Annotated in this window: 25 protein-coding genes and 1 riboswitch; of the genes, 12 read left to right on the top strand and 13 right to left on the bottom strand. The window is 70.0% G+C overall.

What is annotated here, in order from left to right; genetic code table 11:
* Positions 1-8 precede the first annotated feature (8 nt).
* Positions 9-368 (bottom strand): hypothetical protein, encoded by a 360-nt coding sequence (locus ACIRRY_RS33300; RefSeq protein WP_403980092.1) that lies wholly within the window; start codon positions 366-368, stop codon positions 9-11.
* 2 nt (positions 369-370) lie between these two features.
* The gene (locus ACIRRY_RS33295; protein ID WP_403980090.1) at positions 371-1,120 is read right to left on the bottom strand and encodes a LytR/AlgR family response regulator transcription factor; all 750 of its coding nucleotides are present in this window, start codon (positions 1,118-1,120) and stop codon (positions 371-373) included.
* A 77-nt stretch (positions 1,121-1,197) separates the two neighbouring features.
* On the opposite strand from ACIRRY_RS33295, the gene ACIRRY_RS33290 reads away from it, so the two are divergent.
* The 3 genes from ACIRRY_RS33290 (at position 1,198) to rocD (ending at position 3,861) form a co-directional block, all read left to right on the top strand.
* Positions 1,198-1,701 carry an Lrp/AsnC family transcriptional regulator gene (locus tag ACIRRY_RS33290; RefSeq protein WP_403980087.1) on the top strand — a complete coding sequence of 168 codons (504 nt, stop codon included), beginning with the start codon at positions 1,198-1,200 and terminating at the stop codon, positions 1,699-1,701.
* 124 nt (positions 1,702-1,825) lie between these two features.
* Positions 1,826-2,638, top strand: coding sequence for a dimethylargininase (ddaH, locus tag ACIRRY_RS33285; protein ID WP_403980084.1), 813 nt, complete (start codon positions 1,826-1,828; stop codon positions 2,636-2,638).
* Positions 2,635-3,861, top strand: a complete 1,227-nt coding sequence (rocD, locus tag ACIRRY_RS33280) for an ornithine--oxo-acid transaminase (RefSeq protein WP_403980082.1) — start codon at positions 2,635-2,637, stop codon at positions 3,859-3,861. The genes ddaH and rocD overlap by 4 nt, the downstream gene beginning before the upstream one ends.
* 286 nt (positions 3,862-4,147) lie before the next feature.
* On the opposite strand, the gene ACIRRY_RS33275 is transcribed toward rocD, so the two are convergent.
* Complete coding sequence (locus tag ACIRRY_RS33275; RefSeq protein WP_403980080.1) at positions 4,148-4,375, bottom strand: hypothetical protein; 228 nt, start codon at positions 4,373-4,375, stop codon at positions 4,148-4,150.
* Positions 4,376-4,768: 393 nt separating this feature from the next.
* On the opposite strand from ACIRRY_RS33275, the gene ACIRRY_RS33270 reads away from it, so the two are divergent.
* The 4 genes from ACIRRY_RS33270 (at position 4,769) to ACIRRY_RS33255 (ending at position 10,267) form a co-directional block, all read left to right on the top strand.
* The gene (locus tag ACIRRY_RS33270; protein ID WP_403980077.1) at positions 4,769-6,061 is read left to right on the top strand and encodes an EfeM/EfeO family lipoprotein; all 1,293 of its coding nucleotides are present in this window, start codon (positions 4,769-4,771) and stop codon (positions 6,059-6,061) included.
* A complete protein-coding gene (efeB, locus tag ACIRRY_RS33265) occupies positions 6,058-7,275 on the top strand; it encodes an iron uptake transporter deferrochelatase/peroxidase subunit (protein WP_403980074.1) in 1,218 nt (405 codons plus the stop codon). Before ACIRRY_RS33270 ends, efeB begins: the two co-directional genes overlap by 4 nt.
* Positions 7,276-7,464: 189 nt before the next feature.
* Positions 7,465-9,345 (top strand): phospholipase C, encoded by a 1,881-nt coding sequence (locus ACIRRY_RS33260; RefSeq protein WP_403980072.1) that lies wholly within the window; start codon positions 7,465-7,467, stop codon positions 9,343-9,345.
* A gap of 202 nt (positions 9,346-9,547) precedes the next feature.
* The gene (locus tag ACIRRY_RS33255; protein ID WP_403980070.1) at positions 9,548-10,267 is read left to right on the top strand and encodes a lysophospholipid acyltransferase family protein; all 720 of its coding nucleotides are present in this window, start codon (positions 9,548-9,550) and stop codon (positions 10,265-10,267) included.
* Positions 10,268-10,355: 88 nt separating this feature from the next.
* Here ACIRRY_RS33255 and ACIRRY_RS33250 read toward each other — a convergent pair whose 3' ends face one another.
* From ACIRRY_RS33250 to ACIRRY_RS33215, 8 genes are all read right to left on the bottom strand, one after another.
* A complete protein-coding gene (locus ACIRRY_RS33250; RefSeq protein WP_403980236.1) occupies positions 10,356-11,936 on the bottom strand; it encodes an alpha/beta hydrolase in 1,581 nt (526 codons plus the stop codon).
* A gap of 164 nt (positions 11,937-12,100) precedes the next feature.
* Positions 12,101-12,868: an urease accessory protein UreD gene (locus tag ACIRRY_RS33245; protein WP_403980067.1), complete on the bottom strand. Its 768-nt coding sequence runs from the start codon at positions 12,866-12,868 to the stop codon at positions 12,101-12,103.
* Positions 12,856-13,533 carry an urease accessory protein UreG gene (gene ureG, locus ACIRRY_RS33240; protein WP_403980064.1) on the bottom strand — a complete coding sequence of 226 codons (678 nt, stop codon included), beginning with the start codon at positions 13,531-13,533 and terminating at the stop codon, positions 12,856-12,858. Before ureG ends, ACIRRY_RS33245 begins: the two co-directional genes overlap by 13 nt.
* A gap of 160 nt (positions 13,534-13,693) precedes the next feature.
* Positions 13,694-14,368, bottom strand: a complete 675-nt coding sequence (locus tag ACIRRY_RS33235; RefSeq protein ID WP_403980061.1) for an urease accessory protein UreF — start codon at positions 14,366-14,368, stop codon at positions 13,694-13,696.
* A gap of 13 nt (positions 14,369-14,381) precedes the next feature.
* Positions 14,382-16,103, bottom strand: coding sequence for an urease subunit alpha (locus tag ACIRRY_RS33230; RefSeq protein WP_403980059.1), 1,722 nt, complete (start codon positions 16,101-16,103; stop codon positions 14,382-14,384).
* Positions 16,096-16,407: an urease subunit beta gene (locus ACIRRY_RS33225; RefSeq protein WP_356056041.1), complete on the bottom strand. Its 312-nt coding sequence runs from the start codon at positions 16,405-16,407 to the stop codon at positions 16,096-16,098. The genes ACIRRY_RS33230 and ACIRRY_RS33225 overlap by 8 nt, the downstream gene beginning before the upstream one ends.
* Before the next feature lie 9 nt (positions 16,408-16,416).
* Positions 16,417-16,719, bottom strand: coding sequence for an urease subunit gamma (locus ACIRRY_RS33220; RefSeq protein ID WP_010988499.1), 303 nt, complete (start codon positions 16,717-16,719; stop codon positions 16,417-16,419).
* 298 nt (positions 16,720-17,017) lie between these two features.
* Positions 17,018-17,305, bottom strand: coding sequence for a type II toxin-antitoxin system Phd/YefM family antitoxin (locus tag ACIRRY_RS33215; RefSeq protein WP_403980055.1), 288 nt, complete (start codon positions 17,303-17,305; stop codon positions 17,018-17,020).
* 63 nt (positions 17,306-17,368) lie between these two features.
* On the opposite strand from ACIRRY_RS33215, the gene ACIRRY_RS33210 reads away from it, so the two are divergent.
* The 3 genes from ACIRRY_RS33210 (at position 17,369) to ACIRRY_RS33200 (ending at position 19,314) form a co-directional block, all read left to right on the top strand.
* Positions 17,369-18,004 (top strand): ATP-dependent Clp protease proteolytic subunit, encoded by a 636-nt coding sequence (locus ACIRRY_RS33210; RefSeq protein ID WP_403980052.1) that lies wholly within the window; start codon positions 17,369-17,371, stop codon positions 18,002-18,004.
* A 6-nt stretch (positions 18,005-18,010) separates the two neighbouring features.
* Positions 18,011-18,319, top strand: a complete 309-nt coding sequence (locus tag ACIRRY_RS33205) for a hypothetical protein (protein WP_403980049.1) — start codon at positions 18,011-18,013, stop codon at positions 18,317-18,319.
* 316 nt (positions 18,320-18,635) lie between these two features.
* Positions 18,636-18,837, top strand: a riboswitch (cyclic di-AMP (ydaO/yuaA leader).
* Positions 18,838-18,840: 3 nt separating this feature from the next.
* A complete protein-coding gene (locus ACIRRY_RS33200) occupies positions 18,841-19,314 on the top strand; it encodes a C40 family peptidase (protein WP_403980046.1) in 474 nt (157 codons plus the stop codon).
* A 74-nt stretch (positions 19,315-19,388) separates the two neighbouring features.
* Here ACIRRY_RS33200 and ACIRRY_RS33195 read toward each other — a convergent pair whose 3' ends face one another.
* Positions 19,389-19,847 (bottom strand): ATP-binding protein, encoded by a 459-nt coding sequence (locus ACIRRY_RS33195; RefSeq protein WP_403980043.1) that lies wholly within the window; start codon positions 19,845-19,847, stop codon positions 19,389-19,391.
* 212 nt (positions 19,848-20,059) lie between these two features.
* Here ACIRRY_RS33195 and ACIRRY_RS33190 point away from each other — a divergent pair, with 212 nt between their 5' ends.
* A complete protein-coding gene (locus ACIRRY_RS33190; protein ID WP_403980040.1) occupies positions 20,060-20,929 on the top strand; it encodes a helix-turn-helix domain-containing protein in 870 nt (289 codons plus the stop codon).
* 9 nt (positions 20,930-20,938) lie between these two features.
* Positions 20,939-21,163 (top strand): DUF397 domain-containing protein, encoded by a 225-nt coding sequence (locus tag ACIRRY_RS33185; protein ID WP_403980038.1) that lies wholly within the window; start codon positions 20,939-20,941, stop codon positions 21,161-21,163.
* Positions 21,164-21,204: 41 nt separating this feature from the next.
* Here the strand turns inward: ACIRRY_RS33185 and ACIRRY_RS33180 are convergent, their stop codons facing one another.
* Positions 21,205-22,332 (bottom strand): 8-amino-7-oxononanoate synthase, encoded by a 1,128-nt coding sequence (locus ACIRRY_RS33180; RefSeq protein WP_403980036.1) that lies wholly within the window; start codon positions 22,330-22,332, stop codon positions 21,205-21,207.
* Between the last annotated feature and the right edge of the window lie 140 nt (positions 22,333-22,472).

The raw sequence follows: 22,472 nt of genomic DNA, 5'->3' as shown, positions 1-22,472 counted from the left end.
ACCCTCGTTCATCGGTCCTCGACGAGGCGGACGAAGTCGCGTTCGTTGCGTTCGGCGCGGCGCACGTACCAGAGGGCGAGGAGGACGAGCGGGGCGTAGAGGCAGAAGCCGAGGACCAGCCATTCGAGGCGGTGGGAGTCGGGGGTCGCCGCGAAGACCAGGGGCAGGGGGCCGACCAGGAGGACGAGGACCGCGAACACCAGGAGGGCGGCGCGGAGTTGGGTGCGCATGAGGGAGCGGACGTAGGTGTGGCCGAGGGTGGTCTGCTCGTCGATCTCGGTGCGCGGGCGGGAGTAGCCGGAGGCGCGTCGGGTGCGGCGGGGCGGGCCGGTGACAACTACCCGGCGTTCGCTCGGTTCTTGGGGCACCGTCAGGACCTCCGCATCAGCAGGTCGCGCAGTTCGCGGGTGTGGCGGCGGCTGACCTGGAGTTCCTCGCCGCCCACGAGAACGCTCACCGTGCCCGCGTCCAGGCGGAGTTCGCCTATGTGGCGCAGGGCGACGAGGTGGCGGCGGTGGATGCGGACGAAGCCGCGCGAGCGCCAGCGGTCTTCGAGGGTGGAGACCGGGATGCGGACGAGGTGGCTGCCCTTGTCGGTGTGGAGGCGGGCGTAGTCGCCCTGGGCCTCGACGTGGGTGATGTCGTCGACGGCCACGAAGCGGGTGACACCGCCGAGTTCGACGGCGATGTGGTCGGGGTCGGGTTCGTGCACGGGTATCCGCGGTGCGGCGCCGCCGAGTTCGACGACCCGGCGTACGGCCTCCGCGAGCCGCTCCTTGCGGACGGGCTTGAGGACGTAGTCAACTGCCTTGAGATCGAAGGCCTGTACGGCGAAGTCCTCGTGCGCGGTGACGAACACGACGAGCGGCGGCTGCGCGAAACCCGTCAGCAGCCGTGCCATGTCGAGGCCGTCGAGGCCCGGCATCTGGATGTCGAGGAACACGACATCGATCGCCTCCGGGCCGTCCGGGCCCGATTCCAGGGCCCTGTTGATACGGCGCAGCGCCTCGGTCGCGTCGCCCGCGCCCTCCGCGCTGCCGATGCGTGGATCGGCGTTGAGCAGGTACAGCAACTCCTCCAGCGAGGGGCGTTCGTCGTCGACGGCGAGGGCGCGCAGCATGAACGTGGAGTGTAGGAGGAATTCGTACGCCTGGACATGTGCCCGGCGTGGACGTTCGCGCTGGATACAGTGCCGACATGAACAGCAGGACCACTCCGTTCGACGAACTCGACCGGAAGATCATCACCGCGTTGATGGCGAACGCGCGGACCAGTTTCGCCGAGATCGGCGCCGTGGTCGGGCTGTCCGCGACGGCGGTGAAGCGGCGCGTGGACCGGCTGCGCGAGACGGGGGTGATCACCGGGTTCACGGCGACCGTGCAGCCGTCCGCGCTCGGCTGGCGCACGGAGGCGTACGTGGAGGTGTACTGCGAGGGCGCCGCGCCCCCCAGGCGGCTCGCGGAGGTGGTGCGCAACCACCCGGAGATCACCGCGGCGATGACGGTTACCGGGGGCGCCGACGCGCTGCTGCACGTACGGGCGACCGATGTGGAGCACTTCGAGGCAGTGCTGGAGCGGATCCGGCAGGAGCCGTTCATCCGGAAGACGATCAGCGTGATGGTGTTGTCCCACCTTCTCCCGGAAAGCCCGGAAGCGGGCGCCACCCATCCGGCTCCCGACGACGCATCAGACCTGCGCTGACCCCGGAAAAGACGCAGCGTTCCTGCGCGAACGCGCAGCGTTCATCCCTTGTCGCCCGTATCTGTCGTTTCCTACCGTGATGTCAACCCTCAGTCGTCATCACAGGAAGCGGAGGAACCCCTCTGTGCCCGAGACCCGTGTGCGGCGCCGGCGGCGCTTTCTCGTCTGCGAACCCAGACACTTCGCCGTGCAGTACGCGATCAACCCCTGGATGCATCCCGACACCCAGGTGGACGTCGATCTCGCCCAGGAGCAGTGGCGAACGCTGATCGACACCTACCGCTCCCACGGCCACACCGTCGACACCGTGCCCCCGGCCCCCGGCCTCCCGGACATGGTCTTCGCCGCGAACTCGGCGGTCGTCGTCGACGGCCGCGTCTTCGGCTCCCTCTTCCACGCGCCCGAGCGGCGCCCCGAGTCCGACCACTACGACATGTGGTTCAAGGCGGCGGGCTACGACGTCCACCGCCCCGAGTCGATCAGCGAGGGCGAGGGCGACCTGATCCCGACCGGCCGCTATGTGCTGGCCGGCACCGGGTTCCGTACGACCCGCGAGGCCCATCGTGAGGTGCAGGAGTTCTTCGGTGTCCCGGTGATCAGCCTGACGCTGGTGGACCCGTACTTCTACCACCTGGACACGGCCCTGTTCGTCCTCGACGAGGACACCGTCTGCTACTACCCGGAGGCGTTCTCGCCCGGCAGCCAGGAGGTGCTGGCGCGGCTGTTCCCGGACGCGGTGCTCGCGACCCGCGAGGACGCCATGTCGTGGGGCCTCAACTCCCTCTCCGACGGCCTGCACGTCTTCATCGCGCCCCAGGCCGAGGCACTGGCCGCGCGCCTCGCCGAACGCGGCTATGTCCCCGTCCCCGTCGACCTGTCGGAGCTCCACAAGGCCGGCGGCGGCATCAAGTGCTGCACCCAGGAGATCCGCTCATGACCGCACCCGCCAGTGCCCGTACGTCCGCCGACCTCATCCGCGCCGAGGAGCCGGTCCTCGCGCACAACTACCACCCGCTGCCCGTGGTGGTCGCCAGTGCCGAGGGCGCCTGGGTGGAGGATGTCGAGGGCCGCCGCTACCTCGACATGCTCGCGGGCTACTCGGCCCTCAACTTCGGCCATCGCCACCCGGTGTTGATCGAGGCGGCCCACCGCCAGCTCGACCGGCTGACGCTCACCTCGCGCGCCTTCCACAACGACAGGCTGGCCGAATTCGCCGAACGGCTCGCGGAGTTGACCGGGCTCGACATGGTGCTGCCGATGAACACCGGCGCGGAGGCGGTCGAGAGCGGCATCAAGGTGGCCCGCAAATGGGCCTACGACGTGAAGGGCGTCCCCGCCGACCGAGCAACCATCGTCGTCGCGGCGGAGAACTTCCACGGCCGTACGACGACGATCGTCAGCTTCTCCACCGACGAGTCGGCGCGGGCGGGCTTCGGTCCCTTCACGCCGGGCTTCCGGATCGTGCCGTACAACGACCTCGCGGCGCTGGAGGCGGCGGTCGACGAGACGACGGCGGCGGTGCTGATCGAGCCGATCCAGGGCGAGGCCGGGGTGATCATCCCGGACGCGGGCTACCTTGCGGGTGTCCGCGAACTCACCACCCGCAAGGGCTGCTTGTTCATCGCGGACGAGATCCAGTCGGGGCTCGGCCGCACCGGCCGCACGCTCGCGGTGGAGCACGAGGGTGTCGTCCCGGACGTGCTGCTGCTCGGCAAGGCGCTGGGCGGCGGGATCGTGCCGGTGTCGGCGGTGGTCGCGCGGCGCGAGGTGCTGGGCGTACTGCATCCGGGCGAGCACGGTTCGACGTTCGGCGGGAATCCGCTCGCGGCGGCGGTCGGCACGGCCGTCGTCGAGCTGCTGGAGACCGGTGAATTCCAGCGCAGGGCGATCGAGTTGGGCACCGTACTCCGGGACGGCCTCACCGAACTGGTCGGCAAGGGCGTCGTCGGTTTCCGCGCGCGGGGCCTCTGGGCGGGCGTCGACGTCGACCCGGCGATCGGCACCGGACGCGAGATCAGCGAACGCCTCATGCGCGAGGGCGTGTTGGCCAAGGACACCCACGGCTCCACGATCCGACTGGCCCCGCCGCTGACCATCACGGAGGACGAACTCCGGTCGGCCGTGGGCGCGTTGGAGAAGGTGCTGACGCAAGGGGCTTGATGGGGTAGGTGGTTGGACCGGCGCGAGTGCGTCGGTCCGACCACCGGCACCACCTGCCGCTTACCCGTGGGAGCGCGGGTGCCGGCCAGGGCGGCCTGTGCGAGAAGGCGACGGGGCAGGTTCACGGGCCTCGTCAAGGGTGAGCCTGGCTCAGGGGCGGGTTCGCCACGAAGGCGCTGACGCCCGGGTGGGGAGGGGGAGCCGCAGGAGGGTCGGTCCAGTCGGACCCACGTGCCTGTGCCCGGCTCCGCCCACGTGCCCGCGGCCGACTCCCCCGCGGAATCGGCTAGTTGTCCGCCGCGTTCAGCTTCGCGAGGCCGGCCGTATCGGCCAGGGCGGCCTGCGCGAGCAGTCGACGGGCCAGGTCACGGGCCTCGTCCACGGTCAGCGAGGCCCAGAGCCCGGGCCCACCGCGCACGACGGGCCCCACATCCAGGGTGACCCGGCTGATCGGCCGCTCCGGGATCGCCAGCAACAGCCGCTTCACCGCGACCTGCCGACCGCACGTGGTCACCAACGGCGCTTCACCTGACGGCGGGAGCGGCTCCTGCCCTGACCGATTCATCTCCTCCACGACCTTCCCTGAGTACCCGGCGAGGTATCAGGAGCAGCGCCGGGCGGGTCCGGGTTGTTCCCGGAGAGCGACGACGTCGTCCGTTCGGACCGAGGGCGGGGGCGAGGGGCGGTCGTGCCGCTGCGTCCCCGGGCGCCGTAGCCGTAGCCGTAGCCGTAGCCGTAGCCCACCGTGCAGCCCACCATGGCGCTCACGCGCCCCCGGGTGAACCCCCGGCGAATTCTCGCCCGCCCTCCGGTCAGGACAGGGTCAAGGGATCCGGTGGAGGCCGTGGCGCCCTCATAAGATCGCTGGTACCGCCACCTTTCGTACGACTGCCCCTGGAGGCCCGGCGTGCCCGGAACCGCGCGCGGCGCCGAAGCCGAGAGCAAGACCGACACCGAACCCGAGACCGAGCCTGGTCCGGTGTCGTCTCCCCCCGTCCCCGCTGCCCCTCGCCGACGTACGGTGCTGCTCGCCGTCGGTGCCCTCGTCGTCGTGGCCGCCGTCGGTGGCGGGGTGCTCGCCGCGCGGGGCTCCGGCTCGGGCGGGAAGGACGCCGTCGCCGCCGACGGGCTGCCGCACACCACCGTCCAGGTCGCGACCTCCGGGTGCGGCAGCGGCTGGACGGATCCGCGGGCGGGGCACCAGGTCTTCGAGTTGCACAACACGTCCAGCACGGCGGCCGAGGTGTACCTCACCGATCCGACGACGGGCGCGGTCTACGGCGAGGTCGAGGGGCTGGCGCCGGGCACGGTCAGGCCGCTCGGGGTGACCCTCGGGAACGGCTCGTACGCCTTCAAGTGTCTGCCCGACGACGCCGACGCCGTGACCGGGCCGACCGTGCGGATCACCGGTTCGAAGGTGAAGAGCGGACCGGCCGCCGTGCCGATCACCCAGCAGGAACTGATCCCGCCGACGCTCGCCTACCAGAAGTGGATCCAGGCCCGGACCGTCGAACTGGCCGCGAGGACCGACGTGTTGCGTGCCGCCGTGGACCGCGGTGACCTCGCCGCCGCCCGCAGGGCGTGGCTGCCCGCGCATCTCGTCTACGAGCGGATGGGCGCCGCCTACGGCACGTTCGGCGACTCGGACGGGGCGATCAACGGCACCACGGCCGGGCTCGCGGGCGGGGTGCGCGACGCCGGGTTCACCGGGTTCCACCGGGTCGAGTACGGGTTGTGGCACGGCGAGTCGGCGAGCGGGCTACGCAGGCCCGCCGATCAACTCGCCAAGGACGTCCACGCGTTGGAGAGCAGTTGGCCCTCGCAGCGGATGGATCCGGCCGACACCGGTCTGCGGGCGCACGAGATCCTGGAGAACACCGTGCAGTTCGAGCTGACCGGCCGTACCGACTACGGCAGCGGCACCAACCTGGCCACCGCCCGCGCCAACCTGGACGGCACCCGCGTACTGCTCGGCTATCTGCGCCCACTGCTGAAGACCCGGGACGCGGGCTTCGCCGAACTCGGCACCTGGACGGACCGGGCACAGCACACCCTGGACGGCCTCGACCACTCCGGGAAGTGGACGCCCTTGGCCCAACTCACCCGTCCGCAGCGGGAGAAGGTCGACGCCGACCTCGGTGGACTGGTCGAGCGGCTGGCCGACGTGGCCGCCCTGACGGACGTACGGAGGACCGCGTGAAGCACGGACACGAGGTGGACCGCCGGGGCTTCCTGGCGAGTGCGGCGGCCGTGGCCGGTGCCGGTCTGGTGGCGGCAGACCGGGGTACGGCGTCGGCCGTCGCGGAGACCAGTGCGCGCGTGCCCTTCCATGGCCTCCATCAGGCCGGGATCATCACCCCCGCGCAGCGCGCCACGGCGTTCGTGTCCTTCGACACCACCGCCGAGAACCGGGCCGAACTGACCGACGTACTGCGGACGTTGACCGAGCGGGCCCGTTTCCTCACCACCGGCGGCAGCCCGGCGGACCTGGGAATCACCGCCCCGCCCGCCGACTCGGGCACACTCGGCCCGGACCTCCCGGCCGACCGGCTGAGCGTCACCGTCGGCGTCGGGGCCTCGCTCTTCGACGACCGCTACGGGCTGGCCAAGCTCGCGCCGCGCCGGCTGACCGCGATGCCCGCCTTCCCCGACGACGATCTCGACGCCGCCTGGTGTGACGGCGATGTGAGCGTGCAGTTCTGCGCCGACAGCGCGGACACCGTGCTGCACGCCCTGCGCGATGTCACCAGGCACACGCGCGCGGGCCTCCAAGTCCGTTGGCGGACGGACGGGTTCATCAGTCCGCCGCGCCCCTCGGGCACCCCGCGCAACCACCTCGGCTTCAAGGACGGCATCGCCAACCCGGAGGTGACCGACGCCCGCGCGATGAACGACCTCGTGTGGGTGGGCGGTAGCAGTGGCGAACCGGACTGGGCGACCGGCGGCAGCTATCAAGTCGTACGCCTGATACGGATGTTGGTGGAGTTCTGGGACCGCGTGTCCATCACCGAGCAGGAGCGCATGTTCGGCCGCGCCCGGGACACCGGCGCCCCGCTGGACGGGCACCACGAGAAGGACACGCCGAACTTCGCGCAGGACCCGCAGGGCGATGTGATCCCGCTCGACAGCCACATCCGGCTCGCCAACCCGCGCACCACGCAGAGCGCGGACCAGCGCATCCTGCGCCGGGGCTACAACTACGACCGGGGCACGGACACCAACGGCAACCTCGACATGGGGCTGCTGTTCTGCTGCTACCAGCAGGACCTGGCACGGCAGTTCGCGAAAGTGCAGGAGCGGCTGGCCGGTGAACCGCTGGTCGACTACATATCGCCGTACGGCGGCGGCTACTTCTTCGCGCTGCCCGGTGTGCGGGACACGTCGGACTGGCTGGGCCGCAGCCTGCTGGCCTGAGACACCGCCGGTCCGAGAGCCCGGTCAAGAACAGGCCAACAGACCATGAGAATTTCCTGACCGGGCGTTCGCTCCCGCGACATTGCCGCTCCCCCGCCCCGCCGTCACCATTGCCCAGGATTCGGCCGTAGGCGTTACGGCCGCATTCGGCGTGAGCGCGGAACCACTGCTCCCGGAAGGCGAGACAGCATGATCGGCAAAGGAAGAACCCCCGGTGCACGGCGCCGGTTGACGCGTGTGGGCGCCCTGCTCGGCGCCGCGGCCCTGGCCACCGCGGGCGGGGCGTTCCCCGCGGCGGCGGCCTCGGGCGGCCACCGGCCCACGGGCGGCACGCACACGTCGACGCCGATCAAGCACGTCGTCGTGATCTACGACGAGAACATCTCGTTCGACCACTACTTCGCCACCTACCCGCAGGCCGCGAACACCGACGGCACCAAGTTCAAGGCGGCGGCACAGACACCGAAGGCCGACAACCTGCTCAACGCCGGGCTGCTGAAGAAGAACCCGAACCTCTACACGCCCACGCGGCTGAGCAGTTCGCAGGTGATGACCTGCGACCAGAACCACTCCTACGGCCCCGAGCAGTACGCGGCCGACGGCGGCAAGGCCGACAAGTACGTCGAGAACACCGAGGTCAACAAGTGCACCGGCCTCTTCGGTGAGCCCGGCCTGGTGATGGACTACTACGACGGCAACACCGTCACGGGCATGTGGAACTACGCCCAGCAGTACGCGCTGAACGACCACTCCTTCAGCTCGAACTTCGGTCCCTCCACGCCCGGCGCGCTGAACCTGATCTCCGGTCAGACGCACGGCGTGATCTCGGTCGACCCGGCCTCCGGCACCGAGGACCCGAAGCAGACGACGACTCCGGACTCGTACGCCGTGGTCTCCCCGAACGCCAAGGGTGTCGGCACGGTCGTCAACGACCCCGACCCGGCCTTCGACGACTGCTCGGACAAGGACCACACCGCGACCAGCGCGCTCGCGGAGATGCAGGGCAAGAACATCGGTGACCTGCTCAACTCCAGGAACGTGAGCTGGGGTTGGTTCCAGGGCGGCTTCCGGCCGAGCACCGCGTGGGACGGTACGAGCGGCACCTACGCGAAGTGCGCCGGCACCACCCACACCAATGTCGGCGGCGCCGCGTCGGAGGACTACAGCGCGCACCACGAGCCGTTCGAGTACTACAAGTCGACGGCCAACCCGCACCACTTGGCGCCGAAGTCCGTCGCCGAGATCGGGCACAACGGCCGGGCGAACCACAACTACGACCTGACCGACTTCGACGCGGCGCTGAAGGCGAACAACCTTCCCGCAGTGAGCTTCCTGAAGGCGGCCGAGTACCAGGACGGGCACGCCGGTTACTCCGACCCCGCCGACGAGCAGAACTTCCTGATCAAGGAGATCAACGCCCTTCAGAAGTCGCCCGAGTGGAAGTCGACGGCGGTCGTGCTCGCCTACGACGACTCCGACGGCTGGTACGACCACGTCTCCTCCAAGGTGCTCAACGGCTCCAAGGACTCGACCGTTGGCTCCAACAGCAAGGCCACCGACAGCCCCGCCTGCCAGGCCGGTCCGGCGGCCAAGGGCGGCTACGCGGACCGCTGCGGTCCGGGCACCCGGCAGCCGCTGCTGGTCATCTCGCCGTACAGCAAGGTCAATTCGATCGACCACACGGCCACCGAGCAGGCGTCGATCACGCAGTTCATCGAGGACAACTGGCGCACGGGCCGCGTCGGTGACGCGTCGTTCGACCAGCGGGCGGGCACCCTGGGCGGCATGTTCGACTTCCGGCACCCCAACGACAAGCAGGTGCTGCTGAATTCGGACGGTTCGGTGAAGTCGGTGAAGCGGATCCCGCACTACACGCAGACGTCGTCGACGGCGACGAAGGCCCCGTACCCGGCGTACGTCCAGGACCTGAAGGCGCAGAACGTCGCCGCCGGCACCACGGCCTCCTCGGCGCTGCCGATCGCGGTGGGTGCCGGTCTGGTCACGGCGGTGGGGGCGACCACCGCGTTCGCGCTGTACCGGCGCCGGTCGTCGCGCACCGCGTCCCTGTAAGTCACGTCGAACCGGGGCGAGTTGCCTCGGACGGAGGGCGGCGAGGAGGTTCTCGCCGCCCTCCGTCGTGCCCGGCGGCGGCCTGATCGCCACCGGTTCCACGCGGCGGCGCCTGCCCCTACACTGGCAGCCCACGAGGTACCGGGTGACCTGCGAGAACAGGTCGGTCGAGCCGAGCCGCCGGAGTGAGGAGCGACCCCTCTTGTTCTACTACCTCCTGAAATACGTCATTCTGGGGCCGTTGCTCAGACTCGTCTTCAGGCCCCGAATAGAGGGCCTGGACAACATCCCGGAGTCGGGCGCGGCGATCGTCGCGGGCAACCACCTCTCCTTCGCCGACCACTTCCTGATGCCGGCGGTCCTCAAGCGCCGCATCACCTTCCTGGCCAAGGCCGAGTACTTCACCGGCCCCGGCATCAGAGGCCGCCTCACCGCGACCTTCTTCCGCAGCGCGGGCCAGATCCCGGTGGACCGCTCCGGCAAGGAGGCGGGCCAGGCCGCGATCCGCGAGGGCCTCGGCGTCCTGAGCAAGGACGAACTGCTCGGCATCTACCCGGAGGGCACCCGCTCCCACGACGGCCGCCTCTACAAGGGCAAGGTCGGCGTAGCGGTCATGGCCCTCAAAGCCCAAGTGCCCGTCATCCCCTGCGCGATGATCGGCACCTTCGAGGCCCAGCCGCCCGGCAAGGTCATCCCCAAGGTCCACCCCGTGACGATCCGCTTCGGCACCCCCCTCGACTTCTCCCGCTACGAAGGCATGGAGAACGAGAAGGCGATCCTGCGCGCCATCACCGACGAGATCATGTACGCGATCCTCATGCTCTCCGAGCAGGAGTACGTCGACGAGTACGCGGCGGTCGCCAAGGCGGCGGAGGCAGCCGCGGCGAAGGAGCGCAAGTTCCCGCGTCTGCCGTTGAGTTGAGGGCGATCGCCCGGAGATGTGACTGAGGGGCGGCCGGTTGGAAACCGGCCGCCCCTCGGCACGTACAACTACTGCTGACTACTGCTGTTTACGGCACCGGCGTCGCGTGCGGGGTGCACGTGAAGTCGGAGGCGTCCAGCTTTCCGCTCAACAGGTAGGCGTCGACACGGGAGTTGATGCACGGGTTGACCAGTCCGGTCACACCGTGCGAGCCCGCGTCCTTCTCGGTGATCAGGCGCGAGCCCTTGAAGCGCTGGTGCAGGACGACGGCGCCCTCGTACGGCGTGGCGGCGTCGCGCTGCGACTGCACGATGAGGACCGGCGGCAGACCCTTGCCGGTCCTGACCTCGACCGGGGACTGCTGCCTGACGGGCCAGGTGGCGCACGGCAGGTTCATCCAGGCGTTGGACCAGGTCAGGAACGGGTACTTCTTGTTGAGCGCCGTGTTGTCCTTGTCCCACTTCGCCCAACTGGTCGGCCACTTGGCGTCGGTGCACTCGACGGCCGTGTAGACGGCGTTGCCGTTCTCCGAGGTGATGTTGCCCGCGGTGTCCGACAGGTCGGGCGAGGCCGCGTCGATCAGCGGCTGGGGGTCACCGGCGACGTACTTGCTGAACGCGGTGGCGACCGGCACCCACGAGGAGTCGTAGTACGGAGCGCTCTGGAAGAAGCCGAGCAGCTCGGCCGGACCGACGACTCCGCCGAGCGGGCTCTTCTTCGCGGTGGCGCGCAGCTCCAGCCACTTCGCCTGGACGGCGGCGCGGGTGGTGCCGAGGTGGAAGGCCGCGTCGTTCTTCGCGACCCAGTCCTCCCAGTCCTTCCAGCGGCCCTCGAAGGCGACGTCCTGGCCCAGGTTGGCCTCGTACCAGATGTTGTCGCGCGCCGGGTTGACGACACTGTCGACGATCATGCGGCGCACGTGGCTCGGGAACAGGGTGCCGTAGACGGCGCCGAGGTAGGTGCCGTAGGAGACGCCCAGGTAGTTGAGCTTCTTCTCGCCGAGGGCGGCGCGGATGACGTCGAGGTCGCGCGCGGTGTTCGGCGTGGTCATCTGCGCGAGCATGGTGCGGCCGGTGCGCGCGGCGCAGCCGTCCGCGTACTCACGGGCCAGCTTGCGCTGCGCGTTCTTGTCGGCCGTGGAGTCCGGTACCGGGTCCGCCTTGGGCGCCTTCACGAACTCCTGCGGGTCGATGCAGGAGATGGGCGCCGAGTGGCCGACACCGCGCGGGTCGAAGCCCACGAAGTCGTACGCCTTGGACGTGTTGACCCACAGCGGGTTCTTGGTGGTGACCCGGAGCGGGAAGCGCATGCCCGAGCCGCCCGGACCGCCGGGGTTGTAGACGAGCGCGCCCTGGCGCTCCGCCGCGGTGCCGGTGCTGACCGCACGGTCGACGGCGAGCTTGATCTTCTTGCCGTTCGGCTTGGTGTAGTCGATCGGCACGGTCACCCAGCCGCACTGGACCGGCTTCGCGAAGCCCCAGTCGGCGGGACAGTCCTGCCAGTCGATCCCGGCCTTCGCGGCGCGGGCGGCGGTGAGCGCGGCGCCCTGGGCGGCCGCGTGGTCCTGCCCGTGACCCGCCGTCTGGTTGGTCTGCGCGTTGGCCGCGGGTGCCACCACGGCGCCGGCTATCAGCGCCGCCGCCGCGAATCCGGCCGAACCGAACGCCATCACGCGGCTCTTCGGTCTGTTGTGCCTCAAGTGGGCCCCTCCCCGTACATCGTTGCGAAATGGTCTCGGAGGATCCTCGCGGCTGTGAGCCGTCTGAGAACAGAGGCGGTTGACCTTCTTTACCAATCCGATAAGCGGAAACAGGCGTCCCGCTCAGCGGATACTCACCCGAGCGACGCCAACGCCTCGTCCAGCACCCGCCGCAGCCGCAGCGCGTCGGGGGCGATCGCACTCACCAGCACGGCGGGCCCGGCGAGCGGCACCAGCGCCGCAGACTCCCCCAGCATGCGGGCGGCGACCGGCTCCCGACCGAACTCCGGCCGTACGACGAGGAGTTGCCCGACCGCGCGATGCCCCCCGAGAACGGCGGGCCCGTCCCAGCCGCCCGGCGCCCCCGGACCGCAGGCCAGCTCCTGATCGAGCACGGTACGCCCCGCGATCCGCACGGAGAGCCGGCTGGTGAGCCGCCCGGGCTCCTCCCCGACCCGCCCGAGCACCTGCTCCTCACGCAGCACCAGCCGGGCGGAGTCGGCAAGCTCGACACGTGTCCTGACCCGCAGATCACTCCCGCACACGGAGATCAACTGCTCGGGCAGCCAATGCAGTTCACCGCCCTCGGCCACATCGATCCGCACGTCGTACCGCGACTCGCCCTTCGCCTGCCCCGGCAGCGCGATGGTCGCGGCGGCGGACCCGACCCGCAACAGGGCCCCACGCTCGACCGCCGCCTCGACGGCGAACCGGTCGCCCCCGAGCGGCCCGCTCATGGCCCCGACGAGCATGACCCGGGCCTCCGCCCCACTCCCCCGGACCCGCCGCAGCGCGAGCGGCCCGTCGCCCTCCAGCACGGGCAGCGCGGTACCGCCCCGCCCGTCCTCCCGGGCCACGATCCGCGCGGTGGCCCGGACCCCGGCCGCGATCACACCGCCCACGCGGCGAGCTGCTGCCGCACCCAGCGGGCGACCTCGCCGACCCCCGCCTCGGTCCTCAACGACTGGAAGACGACGGGCAGTTCGGCCCGCTGAGCTTTGGCATCAGCGGCCATCCGCCCAAGGTCGGACCCCACGTACGGCGCGAGGTCGGTCTTGTTGACGACCAACAGATCGGCGGTCGTGACACCCGGCCCGCCCTTCCGCGGAATGTCGTCCCCACCGGCCACATCGATGACAAAGATCTGCGCATCGACAAGCCCCTTGGAGAAGGTCGCGGTGAGATTGTCCCCACCCGACTCCACAAGAATCAGATCCAACGGCCCGACCTCGTCCTCCAGATCCTCGACGGCTTCGAGGTTGGCGGAGATGTCATCCCGGATGGCGGTGTGCGGACAGGCCCCCGTCTCCACGGCACTGATCCGCTCAGGCGGCAACACGGCCTCCCGCAACAGGAATTCGGCATCCTCACGCGTGTAGATGTCATTGGTGACGACAGCGAGCGAAAGCTCATCCCGCAGGGCCCGGCAGAGCGCGGCGACGGTAGCGGTCTTCCCGGACCCGACAGGCCCACCGAGCCCGATCCGCAGGGCACGGTGGGTGCCGTCGGGGCGGTGCGCGTCGGCGCTGACCGCGGCGGGGCCGTCGTGGGTGTGGTCGAGGTGCATGAGAGCGGCTCCTTACGTGTTTCTACTGTGCTTCTGGCTCCGGCGCCTTTTCAACCGGGCCTGTATCCCTCAGCCCGTCCGGCGTTTGAGGACGAGGCCCCTTCAGGGCCGATCGGGGGTCTGGGGGCGGAGCCCCCAGCAACGGCGCGGGCAACCCCGGTCACGACGCGAACAACCGCACAGCCCAAGCCGCATGCGCCTCCGCCCCGACCTCCAGCAACGGCGCTGACGCACACGGCAGTTCATCGACACCGCCGTCCACCACCCGCCGCCCCGCCTCCACCGCCCGATCGGCGACAAGGTCCAACTCCGGCGCCAACCGGGCGAGTACAGCCGTAGCGTCAAACGGATCAAGACTCAGCAACCGCACCGTCGCGGACGCGGGCCCACTCACACTCTCGTAAGCCGCGCAGTACGCCGCGTCCTCCGCCCCGAGCCCCGCCGCCCGAGCCACCAGCCCCAACACAACGGGCTGATGCGCTCCCTTGGGGAACTCCCGCGCCAGGGCGTCGAGTTCGGCAGACGGCCAGGTCGCCCGACCGGCCCGCATCAACTGCCGCCCAAGCTTCCGCGCAGCACCCCGCAACGCCGGCGACGGCGTCCGCGCATCAGCAGCCGCGTCCAACTCCACCGGATCCACACCGAGTACGGCGGCAGCGGCCAGCGAGGCGGACACGAGCCCGGCCGTGTGCAACCGCCCCCGGCAGAACTCCCCGAGGCTGCCCGCCCCGGTGACCCGCCCGGCCTTGACAGCCGCTTCCGCCCCACCGGAGTGCGCGTGCCCACCAGCGGGAAAGCGCCCGTCGGCGAGTACCAGCAACGCTCCCCTGCTCATCGCAGCCTCCTCATCAGAAGAGGAAGTACCGCTGAGCCATGGGCAGTTCAGCAGCCGGAGTCGCCTCGACGAGCTCCCCGTCGATGTGCACGGCGAAGCTGTCGGGGTCGACCTGGACGCGCGGCCGGGCGTCGTTCTCCCGCATGTCCGCCTTGGTGACCCCACGCGTGGACTCGATGGCCACGAACTTCTTGCCGAGGTCGAGCCGCTCGGGCAGCCCGTCCTCGATCGCCAACTGCGCCACAAAATTGAAGGAATTGGCAGCCGGCGCCCGCCCGATCGCCCCGAACATCGGCCGGGGCAGGATCGGCTGCGGAGTCGGGATGGACGCGTTCGCGTCGCCCATCTGCGCGTACGCGATCTGCCCGCCCTTGATGACGAGGTGCGGCTTGACGCCGAAGAACGGCGGTTCCCACAGCACGAGATCGGCGAGCTTGCCGGTCTCGACGGAGCCGACCTCACGGGCGAGGCCCTGCGCGAGGGCGGGGTTGATCGTGTACTTGGCGACATAGCGCCGTACGCGATGGTTGTCCGCGCGCCCGTCACCCGGCAGCGCGCCCCGCCGCCGCTTCATCACATGGGCCGTCTGCCAGGTCCGCAGGATCACTTCTCCCACGCGCCCCATGGCCTGCGCGTCGGAGGAGATGATCGAGATGGCGCCGAGGTCGTGGAGGATGTCCTCCGCGCCGATCGTCGAGGGGCGGATGCGGGACTCGGCGAAGGCCAGGTCCTCGGGGACCGCCGGGTTGAGGTGGTGGCAGACCATCAGCATGTCGAGGTGTTCCTCGGCGGTGTTGACGGTGTAGGGCCGGGTCGGGTTGGTGGAGCTGGGCAGGACGTGCGGCTCGGAGACCACGGTCATGATGTCCGGCGCGTGCCCGCCGCCCGCACCCTCGGTGTGGTACGCGTGGATGCCGCGTCCGGCGATCGCGGCGAGGGTGTCGCCGACGAACCCGGCCTCGTTCAACGTGTCGGTGTGGATGGCGACTTGGACGCCCGTGCGGTCGGCGACGGTGAGCGAGGCGTCGATGACGGCGGGGGTCGAGCCCCAGTCCTCGTGCAGCTTCAGACCCAGCGCGCCCCCGCGGATCTGGGACATCATCGCGTCGTGCGAGACGGTGTTGCCCTTGCCGAGGAAGCCGATGTTGAGCGGGTACTGCTCCATCGCGGCCATCATCCGGGCCAGATGCCAGGGGCCGGGGGTGACCGTGGTCGCCTTGGAACCCTCGGCAGGACCGGTGCCGCCGCCGACGAGTGTGGTGACTCCGGCGGAGAGCGCCTCGTCGGCGATCTGCGGGCAGATGAAGTGCACGTGCGCGTCCACGGCACCGGCCGTGAGGATGCGTCCGTTGCCCGCGATGACCTCGGTCTCGGGGCCGATCACCAGGTCGGGGTGGATGCCGTCCATGGTGTCCGGGTTGCCGGCCTTGCCGATGCCGGTGATGCGGCCGTCGCGGATGCCCACGTCGGCCTTGACGATGCCCCAGTGGTCGATGATCACGGCGCCGGTGATGACGGTGTCGGGGGTGCCCTCGGCGCGCGTGGCACGGGCCTGGCCCATCGACTCGCGGATGACCTTGCCGCCGCCGAACACGGCCTCGTCACCGGCGAGTCCGGGACCGCCGGAGCGGTCCTCCTCGATCTCGATCAGCAGATCGGTGTCGGCGAGCCGGATGCGGTCGCCGGTGGTCGGCCCGAACAGGTCCGCGTACGCGGCACGGGAGATCTCAGGCATCGAGGGCACCTCCGGTCTCCCCGCGCAGTCCGGGCACGACACGGGCGCCGGCGAGGGGGACGAGTTCGACGTCGACGGGGATGCCGGGCTCGAAGCGCACGGCCGTACCGGCGGCGACGTTGAGCCGCTTGCCGCGCGCGGCGGCGCGGTCGAATTCGAGCCCGGGGTTGGCCTCGGCGAAGTGGTAGTGGGAGCCGACCTGGACGGGCCGGTCGGCGGCGTTGAGGACGGTCATCCGTGTGACCTCACGGCCCGCGTTGTAGACGATCGGGTCGTCCGCGAACAGGATCTCGCCGGGAATCATCGAGGCCTCCTACACGATCGGGTCGTGGACGGTGACGAGCTTGGTGCCGTCCGGGAAGGTCGCCTCGACCTGTACGTCATGGATCATCTCAGGGATGCCCTCCATGACGTCGTCCCTGGTGAGGAGCTTGCGCCCGGAGGACATCAGCTCGGCGACGGTCCGGCCGTCACGGGCGCCTTCGAGGATGTGCGACGTGATGAGGGCGACCGCCTCGGGGTGGTTCAGCTTCAGACCACGGGCCCGGCGCTTCTCGGCCACGTCGGCCGCCACGTGGATCAGCAGCCTCTCTTGCTCGTGCGGGGTCAGTTGCACGTCCCACCTCACAGTCCTCGCTCCGGACCGTGCGGGGTCCGGCTGCCGCTTGAACGCTCCGCTCGGAGTGCGGGACGTCATCCGAAGGCCCGTCGTGGCTGGTCGCGCGGTTCCCCGCGCCCCTTCGGAGCGCTGCCGAACCGCAGCGGACTTCGCCGGACCCGCTCAGCCCCCAAGGAAAAATCCCTGGTGGCGTGGATCGGCAGGCTAGTTGGACGGCGTTTCAAGCAAGTTAACCGAGCTGTGATCAGGGCAATCGCATCTACGCCCGTAGAGCGGACCCTCGCACGACCTGCCACTACGAGGGATTCGACCCCCGGTGTTCGGCCGCGATGCCGAACCGCTGGTGTTCGCGAGGAGCGGACGCGACCTCGTGGACGCGCGAGACGGAACTGATCACCTGCTCGTCGGCGTTCGCGTCGAGCTTGTCGAGTTCGTCGAGTCGCTCCAGGTCGGCGGCGGAGACCAGCGCCACCAGGGGCTTGCCGTGCCGTGTCACGACGACGCGCTCGCCGCCGTACACCACCCGGTTGATCAGGTCGGCGAGCTCAGCCCTGGCTTGCGTCACCGGAATCTCGTAGGCCATACCCCCATCATAACGTCATGTACGTCCTGTACATTTCTTACAGATGCCGAAGGAGGGGTACCCATGACCCGACCGTCCGCCCGCCACGTCCTGCCCGAGTTCACCGAGCGCACCAGCGCCGGACACCGGACCCTCGATCCGTACTCGAAGCTGCTGGAGGAGCGGATCGTCTTCCTCGGGACGCCGATCGACGACATCTCGGCGAACGATGTGATGGCCCAGTTCATGCACCTCGAGTACCAGGCGCCGGACCGGGACATCTCGCTGTACATCAACTCGCCCGGCGGCTCGTTCACCGCGATGTCGGCGATCTACGACACGCTCCAGTACGTGAGTTGTGATGTGGAGACGGTCTGCCTGGGCCGGGCCGGCTCGTCCGCGGCGGTGCTGCTGGCGGCGGGCACGCCGGGCAAGCGGTCCGCGCTGCCGGGGGCCCGTGTGGTGATCCATCAGCCCTCGTTCGACGAGCCGGTCCAGGGTCAGGCGAGTGATCTCGCCATCCAGGCCGCGGAGTTGGCCCGCACCCGGTCCCAACTGGAGGGACTGCTCGCCCTGCACACGGGCCGGACGGTGGAGCAGGTGAGCGCGGACATCGAGCGGGACCGGATCATGGATGCCCAACAGGCCCTGGAATACGGCCTGGTGGACCGGATCGTGGCCACCCGCAAGACCTCGCTCACCGAGCCGGGCGGGGAGTGAGCCGCGATGCTGCCGCCGGAACTGCCGCCGTTGCCCGCACTGACGCGCGCCGAGGGCGAGTTGATCGACCGTTACCTGGACGTGGCCGACCTGCTGGGCCGTATCAACCCGGCGCACCACGGGGACACCTACCGTGGACTGAGGGCCGCCCAGGCACTCGTGGCCAAGGCGATCGAACTCCGGGACGCGCTGGCGATGATGCACCAGCGGGGCGAGACCGAGCTGCACGCCCCCACACTCGCGCGGGCGCTGCGCGTGCTGGACGGGGAGCGCCGCACGGCTCGCGTCACCCTCCCCGCACCCTCCGACAGTTGAGGGTGCGCGACCGTCCGGGGCGGGGGTGAAACGGGCCGAACGACGTACCGCCGATCGACGTAGTGGCCGCTCCGTCGGTACGGCCGTACGGGTCACGCAACTCGCGTAGCCGGAGGGCCGGATGAGAGGTTCCGGTGCTGGTCCGGGCGTCACACCCGCCACGGCACGCCCTCGAACACCGATGCGTTCAGCCGAACGGGTGAGTGGTGAGTAACCCCACAAATCCCCGATTCCGTTGGGCTTTTCGGACATTCATAGGTGAAGATCCCTGTCTGACGACAAGACCCCGCCGCAGCGGCGGGGCGATCCGGGCGGACGCCGAGTCCTGCCGCCACCCGGATGACAGGTCGACAGGATTGCATCGGCAGGAGTGGAGGACCCAGGCACGACGGGTCGCCGGGACGGTCACGCCATGACCGGGTCGAGCAGCCCTTGGGGTGAAGCCGCGTCAGCGGCCGGGCAACTTTGTCAGCCCGAATCCGACAGGTCATCCTTCACAGGCGGCTGACGAAGGGTTGCGCATGACTGCGCTCAATCGTGTCCCGTCGCTGATGGTCCGAGCCGGTACGGCCTCGGCCTTCGCCATCGCCGCCGTGGGCGGCTCCGTCGTGATACCCGGCGTCGCGTCCGACGCCGCGGCCGCGACACCCGCGACGAAGGCACTCCAGGTCGCGGCGTCCAAGAAGGGCGCCCCGTACAGGTACGGGGCCACCGGACCGGGCCGCTTCGACTGCTCCGGGCTCACGCTGTACTCGTACAAGAAGGCAGGCAAGAAACTGCCCCGTACGGCGGCCCAGCAGTACAACAAGACCCACCACATCTCGGCCGGTAGCCGCAAGGCCGGGGACCTCGTGTTCTTCCACTCGGGCTCCAGCGTCTACCACGTCGGCATCTACGCCGGGAAGGGAAAGATCTGGCACGCCCCGAAGACCGGGGACGTGGTGCGGTTGCAGAAGATCTGGACCAAGAGCGTCTGGTACGGCCGGGTCAGCTGACCTGCGCTGAAATCCCGAGGGGTGGCGGTCTCCTGACGGACCGCCACCCCTCGGGTGTCCCGGGGCCCGCGCTTCTACGGCTCCTGCTGGCCCGCCGCGGTCACCGGCCGGGCCGGTACGGTCCAGGGCACCTCGACGGAGACCGTCTTGCCGCCCTCCAGGGTGGGCCGGACCTTGAGTTTCCCGCCGCACTCCGCGGTCAGCCAGCGGATGATCACCATGCCCCGGCCGTTGTCCTGCTGGACAGCGGCCGGCAGGCGTTTCGGGAAGCGGGGGTGGCTGTCGGTGACCCCGATGCGCAACTGTTCGTCACGCTCCAACTCGATGTCCACCGTGAAGGTGGGTGACTGCCCGAAGGTGTGCTGTACGGCGTTGGTGGCGAGTTCGGAGACGATCAGGCGGATGGTGTCGGCGACCTCCGTGTCCGCCGACAGCCCCCATTCCACCAGGGTTCCGACCACATACGTGCGGGCGGCGGAGACCGAGGCGGGATCGCTCGGCAGAGTGACGGATGCTTCCAGATGGTCTGCCATGGCGCGGTCGTCCCTTTCCCGCGGGACCGGTGTCCGACATGGAGCGGATGGTTCGAGTACGGTCCCGGACTGGTGCTTCTTCGCCAGACTGCCATTACCGCGTCGGTAACGGTGGCGATCCACCAAGATATGCATATATCTGTCGCTCGAAGCGGTGAACTCTGCGACCCCAGACCGTATTTGGGCGGCTCGGAAGGAGTAAGGAGAAACCCATGCAGTACGGTCCCGCGGTGCGCCGCCGGAAACTGGGCGCCGAACTCCGCACGTTGCGTGCGGAAGCGGGGCTCACCAGCGGTGAGGCGGCCCGGCTGGTCGGCTGGCACCAGTCGAAGGTGAGCCGGATCGAGACCGGCGCGAGTGGCGTGAAACCGCCCGACGTCCGGTTACTCCTCGACGCCTACCAGGTCGGTGACCCACAACTTCGGGACATGCTGCTCGTGTTGGCGGGCTCCGACGACGGCGGCGGCCGACACCACTGGTGGCACGCCTATCGCGGTGTACTGCCGCCCGCCTACCGGGACTTCATCAGCCTGGAGTCACAGGCCAGCACGATCCGCACCCTGGAGACCTCGGTGGTCCCCGGCCTGCTGCAGACGCCCGAGTACGCCCGGGCGGTGACCCGGGCCGCCGTGGGGGGCCTCGACAACGACGGTCCCGACCGGCTCGACGCACTGGTGCAGGTACGGCTGGCCCGCCAGGACGTGCTGCGCGCGGATCCGCCGCTGGCCCTGAGCGTCGTCCTCGACGAGGCGGTGGTACGGCGCGAGGTCGGCGGGCCGGGGGTGATGGCGCGTCAACTGGAGCGACTCGTGGAGGCGGCCCATCTGCCTCAAGTAAGGCTTCAGGTACTGCCGTTCGCCGCAGGAGCACACATCGGCATCACCGGCCCTTTCGTAATCTTCTCCTTTCCGAGCACTTCTGATCTGGACGTGGTTGTTCTAGACCATTTGACGAGTAGCCTCTACCTCGAACGGAAAGAAGACCTGGAGGCCTACAGCGAGGCCTTCAGCACCCTTCAGTACCACGCCCTTTCGCCCGAGGATTCGTTGGATTACATCGCCGGGATAGGTGACGGCGCGTAAGGAGGCACCATGTCAGCACTGCCTCGGAACGTACCTTCCAGTACTGATCTGTCCGGTGTGCGGTGGCTGCGCAGCAGCTACAGCACGGGAGCGAACAACTGCGTCGAGGCGGCCAGGCCGCGCTCGGGCCCCCGCGCGGGGCTGCTCGCCGTACGCGACTCGAAGGAACCGCAAGGACCCGCCCTGCTCTTCTCCCCCGAGAGCTGGACGGGCTTCCTCACCGCGTTCCACTGACCGTTTCCCCCGTCAGCGGCACACGACCGTGTCACGCCGACTCATGGTCGCGTCTCGCCGATCACACGTACAGCGCGTTCGATCTCGGCCCCGGAGAGGTCCGCTCGGGCGGTCAGCCTGAGCCGTGAGATGCCGTCGGGCACGGAAGGAGGACGGAAGCAGCCCACGGCCAGCCCTGCCGTACGGCAGTCGGCCGCCCATTGCACGGCCGCCTCCGGGGACGGCGCACGCACCGACACCACCGCGGCGTCCGGACGTACCGCTTCCAGACCCGCGGCGGTGAACCGCGTGTGCAGTTCACCCGCGACGGCGCGCGCCCGGGCGGCCCGCTCGGGCTCGCGCCGCAGCAGGGTGAGCGCCGCCAGGGCCGCACCCGCCGCGGCGGGTGCCAGCCCCGTGTCGAAGATGAACGTCCGCGCCGCGTTGACCAGATGGTCGATCACCCGGGCCGGCCCGAGCACGGCTCCGCCCTGGCTGCCCAGCGACTTGGACAGCGTGACCGTCACGACCACGTCCTCGGCTCCCGCGAGCCCCGCCGCGTACGGCGCCCCGCGCCCGCCCGCGCCCAGCACCCCGAGCCCGTGCGCGTCGTCGAGCAGCAGCCCCGCCCCGAACTCCCGGCACGCCTCGGCGAGCGCCCCCACCGGAGCCGCGTCCCCGTCCACGGAGAACACCGAGTCGGACACGACCACGGCCTGCCCGTCGTGCGTCCGCAGCGCCTTCCGCACTCCGTCCGGATCGGCGTGCCCTACGACCTGGGTGGCGCTGCGGGCCAGTCGGCAGCCGTCGATGAGGGAGGCGTGGTTGCCCGCGTCGGAGACGATCAGCGAACCGTGCGGCGCGAGGGTGGTGACCGCGGCGAGGTTGGCCGCGTAGCCGGAGGAGAAGACGAGGGCGGCCTCGAACCCGGTGAACTCGGCCAGCTCGCGCTCCAGTTGGGCGTGCAGCTCGGTCGTACCGGTGACGAGCCGCGAGCCGGTCGACCCGCCGCCCCAGGTCCGCGCCGCCGCCGCGGCCCCTTCGACGACCTCCGGGTGACGGGCGAGCCCCAGGTAGTCGTTGCTCGCGAGATCGAGGAGCGGCGAGTCGGCGGGACGCGGTCGCAGGGTCCGTACGAGCCCGGCGCGGCGGCGCTGCTCCGCCTGGTCGTCGATCCAGCCGAACGCCATGGTTCCTCCGGGGCTTTTGTAGGCAGTGCACAGACACTAATCGGACGACCGACCGCCCATGGTGTGGTGATACCCACACCGCCAGCTCCATGTCTTGTGCATTCTCTCCTTGGCCGCGGGCGGTCCCGTAGGACAGGATC

Source organism: Streptomyces sp. NPDC101776 (assembly GCF_044766845.1).
In the GTDB taxonomy this organism is placed as follows: domain Bacteria; phylum Actinomycetota; class Actinomycetes; order Streptomycetales; family Streptomycetaceae; genus Streptomyces.
Note: the sequence above shows the minus strand (reverse complement) of the source record. Positions and strands in the feature narration are given on the sequence as shown.

What these genes read in the sequence shown, in the direction of transcription:
- ACIRRY_RS33205 (WP_403980049.1), top strand. Translation starts at nt 18,011, where the DNA reads ATGCTGCCGCCGGAACTGCCGCCGTTGCCCGCACTGACGCGCGCCGAG.
- ACIRRY_RS33185 (WP_403980038.1), top strand. Translation starts at nt 20,939, where the DNA reads ATGTCAGCACTGCCTCGGAACGTACCTTCCAGTACTGATCTGTCCGGT.
- ACIRRY_RS33295 (WP_403980090.1), bottom strand. Translation starts at nt 1,120, where the DNA reads ATGCTGCGCGCCCTCGCCGTCGACGACGAACGCCCCTCGCTGGAGGAG.
- ACIRRY_RS33235 (WP_403980061.1), bottom strand. Translation starts at nt 14,368, where the DNA reads ATGAGCAGGGGAGCGTTGCTGGTACTCGCCGACGGGCGCTTTCCCGCT.
- ACIRRY_RS33230 (WP_403980059.1), bottom strand. Translation starts at nt 16,103, where the DNA reads ATGCCTGAGATCTCCCGTGCCGCGTACGCGGACCTGTTCGGGCCGACC.
- ACIRRY_RS33195 (WP_403980043.1), bottom strand. Translation starts at nt 19,847, where the DNA reads ATGGCAGACCATCTGGAAGCATCCGTCACTCTGCCGAGCGATCCCGCC.
- rocD (WP_403980082.1), top strand. Translation starts at nt 2,635, where the DNA reads ATGACCGCACCCGCCAGTGCCCGTACGTCCGCCGACCTCATCCGCGCC.
- ACIRRY_RS33290 (WP_403980087.1), top strand. Translation starts at nt 1,198, where the DNA reads ATGAACAGCAGGACCACTCCGTTCGACGAACTCGACCGGAAGATCATC.
- ACIRRY_RS33200 (WP_403980046.1), top strand. Translation starts at nt 18,841, where the DNA reads ATGACTGCGCTCAATCGTGTCCCGTCGCTGATGGTCCGAGCCGGTACG.
- ACIRRY_RS33250 (WP_403980236.1), bottom strand. Translation starts at nt 11,936, where the DNA reads ATGGCGTTCGGTTCGGCCGGATTCGCGGCGGCGGCGCTGATAGCCGGC.
- ACIRRY_RS33225 (WP_356056041.1), bottom strand. Translation starts at nt 16,407, where the DNA reads ATGATTCCCGGCGAGATCCTGTTCGCGGACGACCCGATCGTCTACAAC.
- ACIRRY_RS33260 (WP_403980072.1), top strand. Translation starts at nt 7,465, where the DNA reads ATGATCGGCAAAGGAAGAACCCCCGGTGCACGGCGCCGGTTGACGCGT.
- ACIRRY_RS33215 (WP_403980055.1), bottom strand. Translation starts at nt 17,305, where the DNA reads ATGGCCTACGAGATTCCGGTGACGCAAGCCAGGGCTGAGCTCGCCGAC.
- ureG (WP_403980064.1), bottom strand. Translation starts at nt 13,533, where the DNA reads ATGCACCTCGACCACACCCACGACGGCCCCGCCGCGGTCAGCGCCGAC.
- ACIRRY_RS33190 (WP_403980040.1), top strand. Translation starts at nt 20,060, where the DNA reads ATGCAGTACGGTCCCGCGGTGCGCCGCCGGAAACTGGGCGCCGAACTC.
- ACIRRY_RS33180 (WP_403980036.1), bottom strand. Translation starts at nt 22,332, where the DNA reads ATGGCGTTCGGCTGGATCGACGACCAGGCGGAGCAGCGCCGCCGCGCC.
- ACIRRY_RS33210 (WP_403980052.1), top strand. Translation starts at nt 17,369, where the DNA reads ATGACCCGACCGTCCGCCCGCCACGTCCTGCCCGAGTTCACCGAGCGC.